17 protein-coding genes and 1 pseudogene are annotated in these 16,895 nt (G+C 43.8%); 6 read left to right on the plus strand and 12 right to left on the minus strand.

Annotation, left to right across the window (positions count from 1 at the left end; genetic code table 11):
* Window positions 1–31 precede the first annotated feature (31 nt).
* From H8706_RS05640 to H8706_RS05665, 6 genes are all read right to left on the minus strand, one after another.
* On the minus strand, window positions 32–1,078 hold the full coding sequence (locus H8706_RS05640; protein ID WP_262431841.1) for a hypothetical protein: 1,047 nt from the start codon (window positions 1,076–1,078) through the stop codon (window positions 32–34).
* A 39-nt stretch (window positions 1,079–1,117) separates the two neighbouring features.
* Window positions 1,118–1,525: a large conductance mechanosensitive channel protein MscL gene (gene mscL, locus H8706_RS05645; protein ID WP_262431842.1), complete on the minus strand. Its 408-nt coding sequence runs from the start codon at window positions 1,523–1,525 to the stop codon at window positions 1,118–1,120.
* Window positions 1,526–1,580: 55 nt separating this feature from the next.
* Window positions 1,581–2,081, minus strand: coding sequence for a CarD family transcriptional regulator (locus tag H8706_RS05650; protein WP_178347818.1), 501 nt, complete (start codon window positions 2,079–2,081; stop codon window positions 1,581–1,583).
* Window positions 2,082–2,218: 137 nt separating this feature from the next.
* Window positions 2,219–2,965 carry an amino acid ABC transporter ATP-binding protein gene (locus H8706_RS05655; protein WP_316636548.1) on the minus strand — a complete coding sequence of 249 codons (747 nt, stop codon included), beginning with the start codon at window positions 2,963–2,965 and terminating at the stop codon, window positions 2,219–2,221.
* Window positions 2,966–2,967: 2 nt separating this feature from the next.
* On the minus strand, window positions 2,968–3,612 hold the full coding sequence (locus H8706_RS05660; RefSeq protein ID WP_178347817.1) for an amino acid ABC transporter permease: 645 nt from the start codon (window positions 3,610–3,612) through the stop codon (window positions 2,968–2,970).
* A gap of 103 nt (window positions 3,613–3,715) precedes the next feature.
* Window positions 3,716–4,573 (minus strand): transporter substrate-binding domain-containing protein, encoded by an 858-nt coding sequence (locus H8706_RS05665; protein ID WP_262431843.1) that lies wholly within the window; start codon window positions 4,571–4,573, stop codon window positions 3,716–3,718.
* A gap of 259 nt (window positions 4,574–4,832) precedes the next feature.
* Between H8706_RS05665 and H8706_RS05670 the strand changes: the two genes are divergently transcribed.
* Together H8706_RS05670 and H8706_RS05675 are read left to right on the plus strand one after the other, a co-directional pair.
* Window positions 4,833–5,525: an iron-sulfur cluster assembly scaffold protein gene (locus H8706_RS05670; protein WP_178347816.1), complete on the plus strand. Its 693-nt coding sequence runs from the start codon at window positions 4,833–4,835 to the stop codon at window positions 5,523–5,525.
* A 23-nt stretch (window positions 5,526–5,548) separates the two neighbouring features.
* Entirely contained in the window at window positions 5,549–6,550 is a 1,002-nt protein-coding gene (locus H8706_RS05675; protein WP_262431844.1) for a GGGtGRT protein, read from the plus strand.
* 104 nt (window positions 6,551–6,654) lie between these two features.
* Here the strand turns inward: H8706_RS05675 and scfB are convergent, their stop codons facing one another.
* The 6 genes and pseudogenes from scfB to H8706_RS05705 form a co-directional block, all read right to left on the minus strand.
* Window positions 6,655–8,022 carry a thioether cross-link-forming SCIFF peptide maturase gene (gene scfB / locus H8706_RS05680; protein WP_262431845.1) on the minus strand — a complete coding sequence of 456 codons (1,368 nt, stop codon included), beginning with the start codon at window positions 8,020–8,022 and terminating at the stop codon, window positions 6,655–6,657.
* 85 nt (window positions 8,023–8,107) lie between these two features.
* Window positions 8,108–8,233, minus strand: a complete 126-nt coding sequence (gene scfA / locus H8706_RS05685) for a six-cysteine ranthipeptide SCIFF (RefSeq protein ID WP_262431947.1) — start codon at window positions 8,231–8,233, stop codon at window positions 8,108–8,110.
* A 3-nt stretch (window positions 8,234–8,236) separates the two neighbouring features.
* A pseudogene (gene scfA / locus H8706_RS05690) lies at window positions 8,237–8,368 on the minus strand (six-cysteine ranthipeptide SCIFF); the annotation flags it as partial.
* A gap of 69 nt (window positions 8,369–8,437) precedes the next feature.
* Window positions 8,438–9,859: an aminotransferase class I/II-fold pyridoxal phosphate-dependent enzyme gene (locus H8706_RS05695; RefSeq protein WP_262431846.1), complete on the minus strand. Its 1,422-nt coding sequence runs from the start codon at window positions 9,857–9,859 to the stop codon at window positions 8,438–8,440.
* 45 nt (window positions 9,860–9,904) lie between these two features.
* On the minus strand, window positions 9,905–11,722 hold the full coding sequence (gene glmS, locus H8706_RS05700) for a glutamine--fructose-6-phosphate transaminase (isomerizing) (RefSeq protein ID WP_178347811.1): 1,818 nt from the start codon (window positions 11,720–11,722) through the stop codon (window positions 9,905–9,907).
* A gap of 299 nt (window positions 11,723–12,021) precedes the next feature.
* Window positions 12,022–12,867: an AraC family transcriptional regulator gene (locus tag H8706_RS05705; protein WP_178347810.1), complete on the minus strand. Its 846-nt coding sequence runs from the start codon at window positions 12,865–12,867 to the stop codon at window positions 12,022–12,024.
* Window positions 12,868–13,049: 182 nt separating this feature from the next.
* On the opposite strand from H8706_RS05705, the gene H8706_RS05710 reads away from it, so the two are divergent.
* From H8706_RS05710 to H8706_RS05725, 4 genes are read left to right on the plus strand one after another with little or no spacing between them, the layout of a single operon-like run.
* Window positions 13,050–13,904, plus strand: coding sequence for a sugar phosphate isomerase/epimerase family protein (locus H8706_RS05710; protein ID WP_262431847.1), 855 nt, complete (start codon window positions 13,050–13,052; stop codon window positions 13,902–13,904).
* Window positions 13,905–13,923: 19 nt separating this feature from the next.
* Window positions 13,924–15,087 (plus strand): Gfo/Idh/MocA family protein, encoded by a 1,164-nt coding sequence (locus H8706_RS05715; RefSeq protein ID WP_262431848.1) that lies wholly within the window; start codon window positions 13,924–13,926, stop codon window positions 15,085–15,087.
* Window positions 15,088–15,106: 19 nt separating this feature from the next.
* On the plus strand, window positions 15,107–15,892 hold the full coding sequence (locus H8706_RS05720; RefSeq protein ID WP_262431849.1) for a sugar phosphate isomerase/epimerase family protein: 786 nt from the start codon (window positions 15,107–15,109) through the stop codon (window positions 15,890–15,892).
* A gap of 3 nt (window positions 15,893–15,895) precedes the next feature.
* Window positions 15,896–16,894, plus strand: a complete 999-nt coding sequence (locus tag H8706_RS05725; RefSeq protein ID WP_262431850.1) for a Gfo/Idh/MocA family protein — start codon at window positions 15,896–15,898, stop codon at window positions 16,892–16,894.
* Window position 16,895 lies beyond the last annotated feature (1 nt).

The following is a 16,895-nucleotide window of genomic DNA, read 5'->3' on the forward strand; positions in this document are numbered from 1 at the left end:
CCGCACTTTTGGTGCGGTTTTTGCATTTATTTTAAGATAACGTTTTTGCAAGCGCAATCACTGCCGATATATTCTGCACCGACATTACAACAACAGCGATAACGAATATAAACAGCGTTATGCGCGAATATTTTCGATAAAACTTCTGATGTATAATGCTTGCCGAAAATCCCGTAAAAATAAGCGGAAGAAAACAAAGTTCAAGCGCAGGGATATTCTGCGAGAACGCCGACGCAAGCAGGAACACGGGATATGCGCAGAGTGACGGAACAATGTACCTTTTCACATATTTCGGACATTTGAAAATTCCTATAAAGCTCAACGCGAAAAAGAATGTTGTTTCGCTTTTTAACGCATTTAAAATATTCTGCGGTGCAAAATTGTCGAACGCGCCGAGTGCGTCTTTATACATAAAAGAGCAGAAAATATGCATTGCAATGCCGAACACAAGCACCCCCGACGCGAGCGCAAACGCCTTTGCCGACGACTGATATTTGCGCGCGTCAAGATATGCAGCAATCGGCACGGCATAAAAAACTATGCACAAAAACGGCAAATCCACAAACATAAACGCCGATATGAGCGACGCGAGATACCATTTTAAAAAGTAGTCGGTTTTTATAAACATCACGAACATAAAAAGCGACATAAAAAGCATTGTTCCGATGTATCCCGACGCGGAAAAGTATGCCAGTGCAAGGCTCGGAAACGCAAAAAACACGCACAGCACAAAAAATGCTTTTTTCTTGGGCGAAAACGATGAAAGCGTCAAAAATATGAGATGCGCCGAAAAAAGCACGCACAAAAGCGCGGTAATCTTCCACGCAGTGCCGTCGCTGAAAAGCTTTTCAACCGCGCCGAGCATATAGCCTGCCGTGTAGATTTTATAAAATTGTTCGTTTTTTTCCGATGTGTCCGCCGGCGGTGCGGTGATTTCGCCTCTTTCAAACCGTGCCGCCTGCAACAAAAGCGAATTTCCGCATTTGTCGGGCAAAATTCCCGACGGCAGAGCGACGGACAAAACAAGTATCAGCGCCGTTATTAAAACAAAAATATGCGCCGTAAATTCTCTTTTCATAATTTATCACCGATTAAATTTTCCGTTTAAAACCGCAGATTAAAAAACAGATGTGCAATGCGGACAGCGCGTTGCTTCATACGGAATTTCGCTCATACAGTACGGGCATTTTTTTGTAAGAGGCTTTTCGTCAGCCGTTTTCGGAGTGTGTCCGATTTGTTTGATTTTGCCGATAAGGCGCACAAACAAAAACACCACAAATGCCATAACGATAAAGTTTATCACCGCGGTGATGAACGAGCCGTATTTTATCGGAACACCGCGCACTGTAAGCACCAGCGACGAAAAATCCATTTTTGTGAAAAGTCCCAAAACGGGCGACACAATATCGTTAACCAGCGAATTTACAATACTCTGAAACGCCGCACCGATGATAACGCCGACCGCAAGGTCGATAACATTGCCCTTCATAGCGAAATTTTTGAATTCGTCAAAAAACTTTTTCATACACCTATCTCCCTTTGCGCTTTTGATTTTATTATAATTGTGCGCTTTGGTTTTGTCAACATAATTCGAGTTCTTTCATTATAAATTGTGAAATTTTTGAAGTTTCGATATTGAGCGCATATGCAAACTCCTGATGTATGATTTTCTGCGCCTCGCCGAGCACGCGCTCGTCTGCAAGATGAAGCTTTTTGCCTATTTTTTCAAGGCTTTTCTGCTTTTCGCAGATTGTGATTATAAGATTTATTATTTCGTGCCTGTCACCGCCCTTGAGCACTTTTTTAAACGCGTCCTTGCGCGCCGCGTCACCGTCTACCCAGAGGCTTTTATTAACATCTACCGAGCGGATAAGCGAAATTATTTCGTCTTTTTCAAGCACCTTTTTAAGCGTGATTTTCTCACTGTCAACCGGTGAATGAATGACCTGACGCGAGTCGTACACTGGCGCAAGAACATAAAAATCCTTTTTACCCAAACCCGCAAAATTTTCGCTTTTAATCTCTTTTACCGTGCATACGCCCGCAGTGGGGTGAAGTACGGTATCGCCCGTTTTATACATTGTATCTGATTCCTTTCGATGTTGTAAATTTTAAAAAACGTGCAATTTGCCGCAACAAGCAAACTGCACGCTGTATGGTTTCCACAATGTATATTATACAATATTTTGTCGAAAAAAGCAATAACTTTTTTGGAAAATTATCTCAAAACCCTTTCCAAAAACTTTACGGTACGCTCGTTCTTCGGGTTTTCCAATACGTCATTCGGGCTTCCCTGCTCGATTATGTAACCGCCGTCCATAAATATGACGTGCGACGCAACCTCTTTTGCAAAGGCAATTTCGTGGGTTACGACGAGCATAGTCATTTTCTTGTCCGCAAGCTTCTTCATAACATTCAAAACCTCGCCCGTAAGCTCGGGGTCGAGCGCGCTCGTCGGCTCGTCGAACAGCATAAGCTTGGGGTTCATTGCAAGTGCGCGCGCAATGGCAACCCTCTGTTGCTGACCGCCTGACAGGTTGCACGGATATTCGTTTATTTTCTCCGACAGCCCCACGTCGGCGAGAAGCCTTTCCGCCTCCGCTTCGGCGTCCTTTTGCGCAATTTTGTTAACGATAACCGGCGCCTCGGTGATGTTTTCTATAACGCTTTTGTGCGGAAACAGGTTAAACTGCTGAAAAACCATTCCCATTTTGCTGATAATCGGGCGCAGTTCCTTGTCTTTTTTGTATTTTCCGTTTTCGGCTATGATTTCGCCGTCAAATTCAATACTTCCGCCGTCTATGGTTTCAAGTTTGTTAAGACAGCGCAGAAAAGTGCTTTTTCCCGAACCCGACGGTCCGATAACCGCCACGGTTTCGCCCTTTTCAACGCTCAAATCTATGCCTTTCAAAACCTCGTTTGCACCAAAACTTTTTTTAATATTTTCCGCTTTTAAAATAGCCATAATCAACCTCTGTAATAATCAAATTTTTTCTCAATATATCCGAACAAAACGGTCAGCACACCGCAGAAAACGAGATAGAACACGCCCGAATAGAAAAGCGGCCATATAAGCGCTTTGGACGCGATATAGTTCTGCGCGGTCTGGGTGATTTCGATAACCGAAATAATTCTTGCAAGCGAGGTATCTTTTACAAGCGTGATGATTTCGTTTCCCATAGGCGGAACAATGCGTTTCACCACCTGCATAAGCACGATTTTAAAGAAAACCTGCACCTTGCTCATACCCAAAACGTAACCTGCCTCATACTGCCCGTTGGGAATTGCCTCGATACCTCCGCGGAAAATTTCCGAAAAATACGCGGCATAGTTTATCACAAACGCGATAAGAGTCGCATTCATACGCGTCATACCCTTGTATTCAAACATAAGGCTAGGTCCGAACATAACGATAATAAGCTGGAGCATAAGCGGTGTTCCGCGGATTATCCACACAAAAATTTTCGTCACCGCGCTCACCGGCTTAAAACGGCACATTGAGCCGAGCGTGATTACAAATCCGAGCGGAATTGCCATCAAAAGCGTGAGTATGAATATGTAAAAGTTTGTTCCGAAGCCTTTTAAAAGTGCTTGTGTTACAGTTAAAAACATAATTTTTCCGTCCTGTTTTCTATAAAATATCGGTTATTAAAACGCCGAAAAAGAACCAACCGCGAAGATTGGTTCTTTTTGGCAAAAACAAACGTCGTATTGTTTATTTTCCCACCATTGAATTTGCGAGCGTGTAGTCGAGAACCGCCGCGTCAACGGTGCTTGCCTTAACCTCCAAAAGCGCGTCGGTCTGCTTGGGAACAGCCGTGTAGCTTGCTTTGGAAAGATTTTCGTCATCTTTAATTGCGCCCTCGCCTGCCGAAGATGTTTCAGCCGCAAGTTTTGCGTTTGAGAGCGACGCTGTGTCGGTGTATTTGTCTTTGTCAGCTTTTCTTATGACAACAACCTGTTTGTTGAGGATATACGGAGCGGAGAAATCAATGTTTTCTTCTCTTTCGTCGCTGATTGTAAATCCGTTCCAAATACAGTCAATGCTCTTTGCGTTAAGCTCAATTTCTTTTGTATCCCAGTTGATTTCAACAAATTCAGGAGTTACGCCCATCTTTGCGCAAACCGCCTCGGCAAATTCGGTGTCAAAACCGACGAATTCGCCCTTGTCATTTGTGTAGTTCATCGGGTCGTAAACAGTGTAGCCGATAATCATTTTGCCGTTCTTTTTAATGTAGTCAAGGTCAGACTCACCGCTTGCCTTTGAGGGAACGTCTTTAGGCTCCAAAAGGTTGTCTGCAAGGTCATATTTTTCCGCAATCGTTTTAAGCGTTCCGTCGTTGTAGAGTTCTTTCATAATTTTGTTAACTTCGTCAACAACGTCACTGCCCGATCTAAAACCTATGCCGTATTCTTCAACCGCAAGGTCAAGACCGTCAATCGTCATAAGGTCGGAATAGTTTCCGCCCGAAGTTTTTTCATCATTTGTGCCGGTGTTTTCTGTTTTGCCGCCGCACGCCGCAAACGATAAAACCATAGCGAGCGCCAAAACCAAAGCGAGTATTTTTTTCATTGTAAAACGTCCTTTCGATTTATCTTATGATGCTATTATACTTTATCGTTTTATCAAAGTAAAGCAGTAAAATCACTTTTTGTATATAATCACAACAAAGTTTTTCATTTTGCACAAATTTATTGTGCGGATTATACAAATCGTTTAATTTTTAAAATAAATATTGAGAATTGGCGAAATTTGTGATAAAATGTAGGTTAAGTGAGAAAAAATTTACTTAATTTATTTTGTTTTTTTATATAAAGAAAGGAGTTTTACAATGATTTATTCTTCAGAAGTTGAAAGAATGTGTGTTGTGGCAAAGGGCGCAAATCACGGTCCCGCACCTATCCCCGAAGAGGGCGCATGGGTTGCCGCAAAAGAAATTAAGGACATTAAAGGTTTAACACACGGTGTGGGCTGGTGCGCTCCGCAGCAGGGTGCCTGTAAGCTCACTTTAAACGTTAAAGACGGTATCATCGAAGAGGCGCTTGTTGAAACAATCGGCTGCTCGGGTATGACACATTCGGCTGCTATGGCGTCCGAAATTCTCCCCGGCAAAACACTTTTGGAAGCGCTCAACACCGACCTTGTGTGCGACGCTATCAACACCGCTATGCGTGAGCTTTTCCTCCAGATTGTATACGGAAGAACACAGACTGCTTTCTCCGAAGGCGGACTTCCCATCGGCGCAGGTCTTGAGGACCTCGGCAAGGGACTTAGAAGCCAGGTAGGTACAATGTACGGCACAAAAGCAAAAGGTACAAGATACCTCGAAATGGCTGAAGGCTATGTTACAAAGCTTGCTTTGGACGAAGATAACGAAACCATCGGCTACGAATTTGTTCATATGGGCAAAATGATGGAAATGGTTAAAAAAGGTATGGACGCGAACGAGGCTCTTAAAAAAGCTACCGGTACATACGGCAGAATTGCCGACGCGGCTAAAGTTATCGACCCCAGAGAAGAATAATTTGATAAGGAGGAATAAAGACAATGGCATTATTTGAAAGCTACGAAAGAAGAATTGACAATATAAATAAAGTTCTTAAAGAAAACGGCATTGCTTCTTTGGAAGAAGCTAAAGCTATCTGTGACGAAAAGGGCATTGACCCTTATGAAATCACAAAAGGTATTCAGCCTATCTGCTTTGAAAACGCTTGCTGGGCTTATGTTATGGGCGCGGCGCTTGCAATCAAAAGAGGCGTGAAAACCGCTGCCGACGCTGCAGAAGTTATCGGCGAAGGCTTGCAGGCATTCTGTATCGCAGGTTCGGTTGCCGACGACAGAAAAGTTGGTATCGGCCACGGAAACCTCGGCGCAATGCTTTTGAGAGAAGAAACAAAATGCTTTGCTTTCCTTGCAGGTCACGAGTCGTTTGCTGCCGCTGAAGGCGCTATCGGTATTGCAAGAAGTGCAAACAAAGTAAGAAAAGAGCCTCTCCGCGTTATTCTTAACGGTCTCGGAAAAGACGCCGCACAGATTATCTCGAGAATTAACGGCTTTACATATGTTCAGACAAAATTTGACTATGCTACAGGCAAAGTTAATATTGTAAGGGAAAAAGCATATTCAAACGGCGAAAGAGCGGCGGTTAAGTGCTACGGCGCAGACGACGTTCGCGAGGGCGTTGCAATTATGCATCACGAGGGCGTTGACGTTTCTATCACAGGTAACTCGACAAACCCGACAAGATTCCAGCACCCCGTTGCAGGAACATACAAAAAAGAATGTAACCAGCTCGGCAAAAAATATTTCTCTGTTGCATCGGGCGGCGGTACGGGAAGAACTCTCCACCCCGACAATATGGCGGCAGGCCCCGCTTCTTACGGTATGACAGATACAATGGGAAGAATGCACTCCGACGCGCAGTTCGCAGGTTCGTCCTCCGTTCCGGCTCACGTTGAGATGATGGGCTTCCTCGGTATGGGTAACAACCCGATGGTTGGTGCTACCGTTGCGGTTGCCGTTGCAGTTGCAGAAGCTATGAATAAATAAGAAACATCATAAAAAAAGTCCCTTTTTGATAAAAGGGACTTTTTTTGTTGGCCGTCAGTCTTTCACAAAAGACAGACGGCTAAAATTTAGTAATACATATTTTTTCAGCCTTTCAGCGCCTTATCAACCTGCATCATAATTGCACATTCCATACGCTTTTTGAAAAGCTTGCACCCGTAATCGTAAACACCCAGAATATCGCCCGTCGCGTGGTACGCATTCGCCGCACAACCGCCCGAGCAATAGAGTTTTGCCCAGCAATCCGCACATTCGGGGCGCGAGTAAACATTGCATTTTTTAAATCTGTCACGCATTTTTGTATTCGTCACACCGTCATAAATGTTTCCCATACTGTATTTTTCGTCGCCGACAAACTGATGGCACGGGAAAAGTTCGCCCCACGGCGTAACCGCAAGATACTCCGTGCCCGAACCGCAGCCCGAAATACGCTTGTAAATACACGGACCGTTCGACAAATCAATCATATAATGATAGAATGTAAATCCGCGGTTTTCGCTGTCGCGTTTAAGCATTTCCTTTGCAAGAATTTCATACTGCTTAAAAAGAACGGGCAAGTCGTCCTCGGTGAGCGCATATTCCTCGCCAGGTGCGCAAACCACCGGTTCCATACTCAATTCCTTAAATCCAAGGTCTGCCATATGGAAAATATCGTTGGTAAAATCAGTGTTTTTATGTGTGTATGTACCGCGGATATAATAGCTTTTGTCACCGCGTTTTTCCACAAATTTCTGAAATTTCGGCACAATCAAATCGTAGCTTCCGTTGCCCTTGTAATCCTTGCGCAGACGGTCGTGAACCTCTTTTCTGCCGTCAAGGCTCAAAACAACGTTGTTCATCTCGCGGTTGCAGAAATCAATCACGTCATCATCAATCAAAACGCCGTTTGTGGTAAGCGTGAAGCGGAAATTTTTGCTGTGCTCTTTTTCAATGCTCCGTGCGTACTCAACCAACTTTTTCACAACGTCAAAATTCATAAGCGGTTCACCGCCGAAGAAATCGACTTCAAGATTTTTGCGATTTCCCGAATTTTCGATAAGAAAATCAAGCGCACGTTTGCCGACCTCAAAACTCATCAGCGCGCGCTCGCCCTGGTATTTTCCCTGTGCGGCAAAACAGTAACTGCAATTTAGGTTGCAGGTGTGCGCAACGTGCAGACAAAGCGCCTTGATGCCGCTGTTTTTGTTTTTGAGAACGTCCGCCTTATCGGCATAAATATCCTCCGAAAAAAGCTGACCGCTCGCCTTTAACTCTGCAACGTCGTCAATACATTTTAAAATGTCGCCGTCAGTAATGTTTTGGTGTTTTTCGCTTATTTTCTTTATAATTTCGTCTTTGTCCGCGGTTTCAAACATCGAAATTACATCATACGCAACGTCGTCCACCGCGTGAACCGAACCGCTGTACGTATCAATGACGATGTTGTGACCGTTCAATTTGTACTGGTGTATCATAACAAACCTCACAATAAAATTTTAAAAGCCGACTGCATTTTTCGCAGCCGGCAAATTTTGTTTCGCATTAAAGATGCAAACACAATTATCTGTTTTCGCAGGGCTGATTTGCAACACCGCACGAAGTTTTGCAAGCGGACTGGCAAGATGTCTGGCACTCACCGCAGCCGCCCTCGCAGTTTGCAAGATTTCTTGTGTTGAGTGTAAAAATTCTTGTGCTTTCGCAGGGCTGGTTTGCAACACCGCACGAAGTTTTGCAAGCGGACTGGCAAGATGTCTGGCACTCACCGCAGCCGCCCTCGCAGTTTGTAAGATTTCTTGTGTTAAGCGTGATAATTCTATTCATAAAATTTTCTCCTTTAATCATAATGTTACTGATACATTATACCTTTTTTTGAACACATTGTCAAGAATTTTAGCATATAATGTGAATTTTTTCGCCGTTTCCGCCCTTTGTACCAAAAAGTTCAATGCCGTTTTCGTTGTATATTTCGGTAATTTTTATAATTTCCGCGCTGATTTTTTCGCCCGGAATGATTATCGGTATTCCCGGCGGATACGCAAAAACATATTCCGCACTAATTTCATTTTCCGCAGTTTTAAAATCGGTTTCGCGTTCGTCATATTTTTCCGCGTCAAACGCAGTCATAACACTTTCAAACTTTTGAGGATATATTGAAATTTCGCTGTTGTTATGCGGTTTTAACGTTTTGTCAATCTCCAAAATCGCATCGGCAAACTTTTGCATATTTTCATCGCTGTCACCCATCCCCGTCATTGCAACGACGTATTTTGCCGAGCACATTTCACATTCTATGTTGTATTCATCACGCAGAATTTTCATAAGCTTTGCGCCCGAAATATTCGTTTTATGCGTTAAGATTACGATTTTAGACTTGTCAAACTCAAAGCAAAAGTTGTATTTTTCAGTCAAAATTTCAAGATTTTTTAAGTTTGCGGTTTTTTTGTAAAAATCATCAAGCCTTTTCTGCCACTCGTAAAAAATTTCGTCTTTTTTCTCGCAGAGCGTGCGCACAAGCAAATCTATCGACGCCATAAAAAGATACGACGGACTGGATGTTTGAAAAACTGCAAGATTTTCGTGCAGTTTTTCGGTATCGACGCGCGGTGAACAAACGTGCAGAATTGCCGTCTGCGTGAGGCTTGCGAGCGTTTTGTGCAAACTTTGCACAACAATGTCCGCACCGCAGTGCACCGCGCTTTTTGCAAAATTTCCGAACGACAAATGCGCACCGTGCGCCTCGTCAACAAGCACGGGAACATTGAATTTATGCGCCGTTTCACATATCGCGCCGACGTCGCTTATAACTCCCTCGTACGTTGGCGAGGTGATTATAACAAGGCTTGCACCGTCAAAATTTTCGCACGCTTTTTTTACATCTTCAGTCGAAATTTCACCGCAAATTCCCGTTTTTGAGTCGTATTTCGGATTGATAAATTCTGCTTTTGCACCGCGCATTTTAAGCGCGTTATACACTGACTTGTGGCAGTTGCGCGCGCAGATTACCCGTCCGCCGAACGGCACACACGAAAAAATCGCCGAAATAATTCCGCACGTCGAGCCGTTTACTAGATAAAACGACTGCAAACTCCCCCACACTTTTGAAGCAAGGCGCATAGAATCCTTCAAAATCCCCACGGCATTGTGCAGATTATCAAAGCCGTCAATCTCGGTGATGTCGCAGTACGCGCCGAGTTTTGCAAGGGTCGGAAAAACCGCGCCGTTACGCTTGTGTCCCGGCATATGAAACGGAATTTTTTTATTTTCATCAAGCATATCAAAAAGTGATTTTTCGGCAAAATTTTTATCGTTCACCAAAATTCCTCCGTAAAAAAGGGACGTTTTCACGTCCCTTAAAAATTATTCAACGGTAACCGATTTTGCAAGATTTCGCGGTTTGTCAACGTTACATCCTTTCGCAATGGCAACGTGATACGACAAAAGCTGAAGCGGAACAACCGCCGTAACGGGCGCCAAAATCGCCTCGGTTGCAGGAACCGTGATAAGTTCGTCACAGCCCTCGCCGGCATTTTCAAAATTATCGGGCAAAATTTCCACAATGCGCGCACCGCGCGTCACAACCTCTTTTATGTTGCTGTCCATTTTTCCGCGGAGTTCCGCGTTTGTGTTGAGCGCGATAACAACCGTGCCTTTTTCGATAAGCGCAATCGGGCCGTGCTTAAGCTCACCGCCTGCGTACGGTTCGGAATGGATATACGAAATCTCTTTAAGTTTCAGCGAACCCTCCATAGCAACCGCGTAATCAAGACCTCTGCCGAGATAGAAAATGTCGGTTTCAACGCATATTTTCTCGGCGATTTCTTTTGTTAAAGCGTCGGTTTCAAGCGCTTTTTTCACCTTTTCGGGGAGGAGCAAAAGCTCCGATTTTATGTTTTCAAGCGTTTCTTTATCGGTATAATTTCTGTCCTGCGCCATATAAAGCGCGAAAATGTAGAGCGCGATAAGCTGGGTGATATACGCCTTTGTGGACGCAACCGCAATTTCGGGACCTGCATACGTATAGAATACAAAATCCGCCTCGCGCGATACCGAACTTCCGACAACGTTTGTGATTGCAAAGGTTTTGCAGCCGTGCTGTTTTGCAAGACGGAGCGCCGCGAGAGTGTCCGCCGTTTCGCCCGACTGGCTGATTACCATAACAAGCGTGTTTTTGTCAAGAATGGGATTTCTGTAACGGAATTCCGACGCAATGTCAACGTCAACGGGAACACCCGAAAGACGTTCAATAGCCGTTTTTCCCACAAGTCCTGCGTGATAAGCCGTTCCGCACGCAACGATAAACACGCGCGAAATGTCTTTCAAATCGCCGTCCGCAATCTTGTCGAGGACAATTTTTTCCCCCTTTGCAACTCTGCCGTTGAGGGTGTTTTTTATAGCCTGCGGCTGCTCGTAAATTTCTTTGAGCATAAAGTGGTCAAAACCGCCTTTCTGCGCCGCTGTTTCGTCAAACGTCACGGTGTAAACGCCGTGTTTTATCTCTTTTTTGTCAAAGTCGTAAATTTTAACACTGTCTTTTTTAAGAACAACAAATTCGTTGTCGTTTAAAAGATAGAATTTTCTTGTATGCTTCAAAACCGCAGGAATGTCCGACGCGATAAAGTTTTCGCCCTCGCCGAGACCCACGATAAGCGGACTGTCTTTTCTCACCGCAACGATTTTGTCGGGTTCGTCCTCGCAGATAACGCCGAGTCCGTAGCTTCCTTCAACAATTTTAACGGTTTCAATAACCGCGTCAAGAAGGTTTCCGTGATAGTTTTTTCTTATAAGCTGTGCCAAAACCTCTGTATCGGTTTCCGACACAAACTCCACGCCCTCTTTTATAAGTTCTGCTTTAAGGGGCGCATAATTTTCAATAATACCGTTGTGAACAATGCTGATTTTGCCGTCATACGAAAGATGCGGATGCGAGTTAATGTCGGACGGCGCACCGTGCGTTGCCCAGCGCGTATGACCTATACCCACACTTCCGTCAAGTTTTACTCCCCTGCACTTTTCCGCAAGGTTTTTGAGCTGACCTTTCGCCTTTACCGTGGTAATTTTTCCGTCCAGCACAGAAATACCGGCAGAATCGTATCCGCGGTATTCAAGCTTGGAAAGTCCGTCAAGCAAAACCTCTTTAGCATTGCCTTTGCCAATATAGCCAACTATTCCGCACATATTAAATTTTCCTTTCATTGCATAAAAATAATAACATTTCACAAGGGCGATGAAAGGTTTTCACACTGCAAAATTCTTTGTGCCGCCGATTGCTCCGCGGTTTTAAAAAGTTGCTCACGCTCGTGCAAAGCGCGGGGTATCCGCCGAATTTTCGATTAGCCCCGTCCTCGTCAGCCGAATAAATCGGTTCAGGCGCTTAAATTATGCAGAAAAAATCTTCCCTCCTCCGTTTTCGTATTACCCTTATGCTACATTATAATATATTATATTGCACAATGTCAACAAATATTTTAAAAACGCTAAAAAATCGTGTTGTTTCTGTAATCGGCAATATCATTTTTCGGTGCCTTGCCGGTTAAGTTATGATACGTTTTGTAAAAACTGCAATAGCTCGGAAATCCGGCGCAGATGCACGCTTCGCTCAAATTCATTCCTTTCATATGATACTCGCGTGTGAGAAGTATTCTTTTGTTTGCAATATAGTTGTTTATGGTAAGTCCCGTGTGCTGTTTAAAAATTCTGCAAAGATGATATTTGCTCATATACATAAATTTAGCAATATCGTCAAGCTTTAATTCCTGTGAAATCTCGTTGTTTATGTAGTTTAAAATTTTGTTTACGTTTAAATTCTGTGTATATTCAACGCGCATTTTTTTACGCGCAAAGTTTATAAAATGCACAAATTCCACCGCCGCGCTGTGTATTACCGACGCGCATTTTAAGTCGCCTGCCTGCGGAATATAACGCTCCATACGTTCAAAAAAAGCGGTTAATTCCTTTCTGTCCTCTTCGCCGAGACGTATGCAGTTGTTCTCGCCTATCGGGTGCGATATGAAAAATTCCTTGTATTTTCCGCACGCAAATTTCTCGAAAAGCGAATCGGTCAGCGACATTACGACACGTTCGTAAACCGTGTTGGAACGATGCTTTATCTGATGCATTTCGTTGCTTTTCATAATCATAATATCATACGGTTTTAAGGGATATGTATTACTCTCAACTATAAAATCCGCATCGCCCTTTAAAAACACCAAAACTTCAATGTATCCGTGCATATGCAAATGAAATTCTTCGTCCTCCGACGGGACGGTTTCGGAGTGTCTGTAATAGAAATATCCGTCCTTAAAATCTATATCTTTTTTCACTTTATCACCCTCTTTTTTTGAACATTATAACATAACATAGCAACATTTGCAATGTTTAGAGCAATATTTTTATTGAAAATTTAAAAAATTTGTATTAAAATATCCTTATAACGAAAGTGGGAGGTCTTCGCCAAAAACAGGCGTCAAAACTTCTTTTCTTTCAAAAAGGAGAGTGAAAAAAGGTGGACTGCTGCTTTAAACTTTCGGGTTTTGCAGACGAAATCGATCCCGATATAAACAAGCAATTTGAACATTTAAATAAGCTCGGCATAAAATACTTTGAAGTCCGCGGAGTTAACGGAAAAAACATTTCAAAACTCACGGACAGCGAAGTTGAAAGCCTGAAAGACGCAATGAAATCGCATAACATCAGCGTTTCGTCAATCGGCTCGCCGATAGGAAAAGTTAAAATGTCGGACGATTTGGACGCGCATTTTAACAAATTTATGCGCGTTGTTGAAATTGCAAAAAAGCTTAATTCAAAATATATAAGAATTTTCAGTTTTTATCCGCCCGACGGTGAAAACATTGAAAATTACCGCGGCAAAATTATAGAAAATCTTAAAAAGATGGCAAAATACGCCGAAAAAGAGGGCGTTATTCTGCTCCACGAAAACGAAAAGGATATTTACGGCGACACACCCGAAAGGTGCAAAGATTTGTTTGACAATATAAAATCCGACGCATTCAAAGGCGTTTTCGACCCCGCAAACTTTGTGCAGTGCGGCTGCACAACATATCCCGATGCGTGGAACCTTTTGAAAGAGCACATTGTGTATATGCACATCAAGGACGCGAAAGCGGAAAACGGCGACGTCGTTCCGGCAGGATACGGCGGCGGAAACATTGCAAAAATCATAAGCGAGCTTAAAAAAGACGGATATAACGGCTTTTTGAGCCTTGAACCGCATCTCGGCACGTTTTTGGGGCTTGAGGCGCTCGAAACCGATGACAAAATGATGTCGCTCGAAAAAAGCGGGCCGGAAAAATTCACAATCGCTTATGAGGCACTTATGAAAATTGTTAACGAAAAATAAAATTCGGAGGATTATAAAAATGAGCAAACTGAAAATGGGAATTATCGGCTTCGGCAATATGGGTACAACTCACGCAAACAACCTTACAAAAGGACGCGTTAAAGATATGGAACTGGGCGCAATCTGCGATATTGACCCCGCGCGCCTTGAAGCCGCAAAAGAGCTTTATCCCGACGTTCCGCGTTTTGACAACGCCGAGGAGCTTTATAAAAACGGCGGCTGCGATGTTGTAATCGTTGCGATTCCGCATTATGACCACCCAAAATATGTTGAAATGGCATTTTCATACGGTCTTAACGTTATCACCGAAAAACCTGCCGGGGTTTACACAAAACAGGTTATAGAAATGAACGAGGCGGCAAAAAAATCAGGCAAGCTTTTCGGAATTATGTATAATCAGCGCACCACCGATACATACAAAAAAATCAAAAAAATGGTTGAGGACGGCACGCTCGGCCACATCAAACGCATACAGTGGACAATCACCGACTGGTACCGTCCGCAGGCATATCACGACAGTGCATCGTGGCGTTCGTCGTGGGCGAAAGAGGGAGGCGGTACGCTTATCAACCAAAATCCGCATCAGCTCGATTTATGGCAGTGGATGTTCGGTATGCCCGACCGCATTTCGTCGCACGTTTCGTACGGCAAATATTACAACATAGAGGTTGAGGACGACGTTACCGCATATATGGAATACGACAACGGCACAACGGGCGTTTACATCACCTCAACGGGCGAGGCACCGGGAACGAACAGGCTCGAGATAGCGTGCGATATGGGTAAAATCGTTGTGGAAAACGACAAAATGATTTTCTGGCGCAACACGGTATCGGAGCGCGAATTTAACAAAACAAACACCAAAATTTTCGGACTTCCCGAATGCTGGAAGTGCGAAATCCCCACAAAACCGGCAAGCAGAACACCGCACGCACTCATTATGCAAAACTTCGCAGAAAGCCTTTTAAACGGCACACCGCTCATTGCACCGGGATATGAGGGCATAAACGGACTTACAATTTCAAACGCTATACATTTAAGCTCGTGGACTGGTGAAACGGTTGACGTTAAAAACTTCCCTCACGAAAGATTTTACGAGCTTTTGAAAGAAAAAATCGCAAATTCAAACGCTGACAAAAAGGTAGTTAAAAAACAGGTTGCCGACACATCGGGAAGCTATTAAAATTTAAGGAGAGATAAAAATGCTGGACAGAAGAATAGGAGCACAGTATTACACCCTGCGCGAATTTTGCAATACAAAAGAAAATTTTGACGAAACCTGCAAAAATGTGAGCGAAATCGGCTACAAAACCGTTCAGCTTTCGGGCTTGGGCGATATTTCGGCAAGTGACGTTAAAGAGGTTACAGACAAATATTCGTTACTCCCAGTCCTTACACACAGACCGTCCGCGGAGTTTGAGGAAAAACTCGACGAACTTATAGACTATCACAAAACAATCGGCTGCAAAGCCGCAGGACTCGGCGCAATTCCGCTTGACGGCGCAGTTTCCGAGGACGTCCTTAACACATTTTTGAAAAAATACAACGCAATTGCAGAAAAGCTTGAAAAACACGGCATAACCTTTGCATATCACAACCACACGGTTGAATTCGGCAAAATCAAGGGAAAGCACATTCTGGATATTATCGCGGAGAATACTCACCCGAACTTTAAGCTTACACTGGACGTTTACTGGGTTGCATTCAGCGGTATGAACCCCGTTAAATGTCTTGAAAAATACAAAAACAAAATCGAATGTATTCATTTTAAAGACCTCGGCGTTGACACGAACGAGGGCAAAATGGTAAATCCGATAGTTATGCGCCCCGTTTCGGAGGGCAACCTCGACTGGGACGAAATCATCTCCGCGTCGGACGAATCGGGAGCAAAATGGGCACAGGTTGAACAGGATAAATGCTACGGCGAGGACCCGTTCGGCTGTATGAAACGAAGCTACGAATTTCTAAAAACGAAAGGATTTTGTTAAATTATGAAAAACGCCTGCGTTATAGGATACGGAAATATAGGTCCCGTTCACACGTCAATATTAAACGATTTGGGTGCGCTTTACGCAGTCTGCGACGCAGACAGAAAAAAGCTTGACCGCGCACGCGAAAAATATAAAAACATCAAAACCTTTTCAAATTTTGACGAGGTTTTAAACGACAAAAACATTGACGTTGTTCACATCTGCACACCGCATTATCTGCACGCACCGCTTACCGAAAAGGCGCTTTCTCACGGCAAGGACGTCGTACTGGAAAAGCCTGCGGCTATGAATATAACCGAATTTGAAAAGCTTGAAAAGATTATTAAAACCGCAAAAAACAGAGTTTGCGTTGTTTTGCAGAACAGATACAACAATTCGATTGTGCGCCTTAAAGAAATAGCCGGGCAAAAAGGCACTCCCGTCGGCGTTTGCGGATTTTTGACGTGGCAGAGAACGGCGGACTATTACAACAGTGCCGACTGGCGCGGAAAACTTGCGACCGAGGGCGGTGCACTGCTTATAAATCAGGCAATTCACCTTTTGGATATGATGCAGTATATCGCAGGCGAACCTGACGGCGCGGAGGGAAACGTGTGCAATCACTCGCTCAAAAATGTAATTGAGGCAGAGGACACCTGCGAGGCGCTTATTTCGTTTAAAAACGGCTGTAAAGGCGCGTTTTATGCGACAAACGCATATTCGGGAACTTATCCCTACCGCCTCGAGGTTGACTATCCTGACGCGGCATACCGATACTCCGATAACTGTTTATATGAAATCAAGAAGGACGAAATCCCGAAAGTTATAGCCGCCGACACGCCCGCCGAAATAGGAAAATATATTTGGGGCAGTGCTCACAAAGAGGTCTTGGAGAGATTTTACAGTGAAAGCAAAGTATATGAAACGATTTTTGACGCATATAATGCGCACGCTTTGGTCTACGCAATTTACAAAAGTGCGTCAGAGGGCGGAAAATATATAAAATTAGGAGAAAAATGAA

Source organism: Qingrenia yutianensis (genome assembly GCF_014385105.1).
GTDB classification, from domain to species: Bacteria; Bacillota; Clostridia; order UMGS1810; family UMGS1810; genus Qingrenia; species Qingrenia yutianensis.

What these genes read in the sequence shown, in the direction of transcription:
- H8706_RS05640 (WP_262431841.1), bottom strand. Translation starts at nt 1,078, where the DNA reads ATGAAAAGAGAATTTACGGCGCATATTTTTGTTTTAATAACGGCGCTG.
- mscL (WP_262431842.1), bottom strand. Translation starts at nt 1,525, where the DNA reads ATGAAAAAGTTTTTTGACGAATTCAAAAATTTCGCTATGAAGGGCAAT.
- H8706_RS05650 (WP_178347818.1), bottom strand. Translation starts at nt 2,081, where the DNA reads ATGTATAAAACGGGCGATACCGTACTTCACCCCACTGCGGGCGTATGC.
- H8706_RS05655 (WP_316636548.1), bottom strand. Translation starts at nt 2,965, where the DNA reads ATGGCTATTTTAAAAGCGGAAAATATTAAAAAAAGTTTTGGTGCAAAC.
- H8706_RS05660 (WP_178347817.1), bottom strand. Translation starts at nt 3,612, where the DNA reads ATGTTTTTAACTGTAACACAAGCACTTTTAAAAGGCTTCGGAACAAAC.
- H8706_RS05665 (WP_262431843.1), bottom strand. Translation starts at nt 4,573, where the DNA reads ATGAAAAAAATACTCGCTTTGGTTTTGGCGCTCGCTATGGTTTTATCG.
- H8706_RS05670 (WP_178347816.1), top strand. Translation starts at nt 4,833, where the DNA reads ATGATTTATTCTTCAGAAGTTGAAAGAATGTGTGTTGTGGCAAAGGGC.
- H8706_RS05675 (WP_262431844.1), top strand. Translation starts at nt 5,549, where the DNA reads ATGGCATTATTTGAAAGCTACGAAAGAAGAATTGACAATATAAATAAA.
- scfB (WP_262431845.1), bottom strand. Translation starts at nt 8,022, where the DNA reads ATGATACACCAGTACAAATTGAACGGTCACAACATCGTCATTGATACG.
- glmS (WP_178347811.1), bottom strand. Translation starts at nt 11,722, where the DNA reads ATGTGCGGAATAGTTGGCTATATTGGCAAAGGCAATGCTAAAGAGGTT.
- H8706_RS05715 (WP_262431848.1), top strand. Translation starts at nt 13,924, where the DNA reads ATGAGCAAACTGAAAATGGGAATTATCGGCTTCGGCAATATGGGTACA.
- H8706_RS05720 (WP_262431849.1), top strand. Translation starts at nt 15,107, where the DNA reads ATGCTGGACAGAAGAATAGGAGCACAGTATTACACCCTGCGCGAATTT.
- H8706_RS05725 (WP_262431850.1), top strand. Translation starts at nt 15,896, where the DNA reads ATGAAAAACGCCTGCGTTATAGGATACGGAAATATAGGTCCCGTTCAC.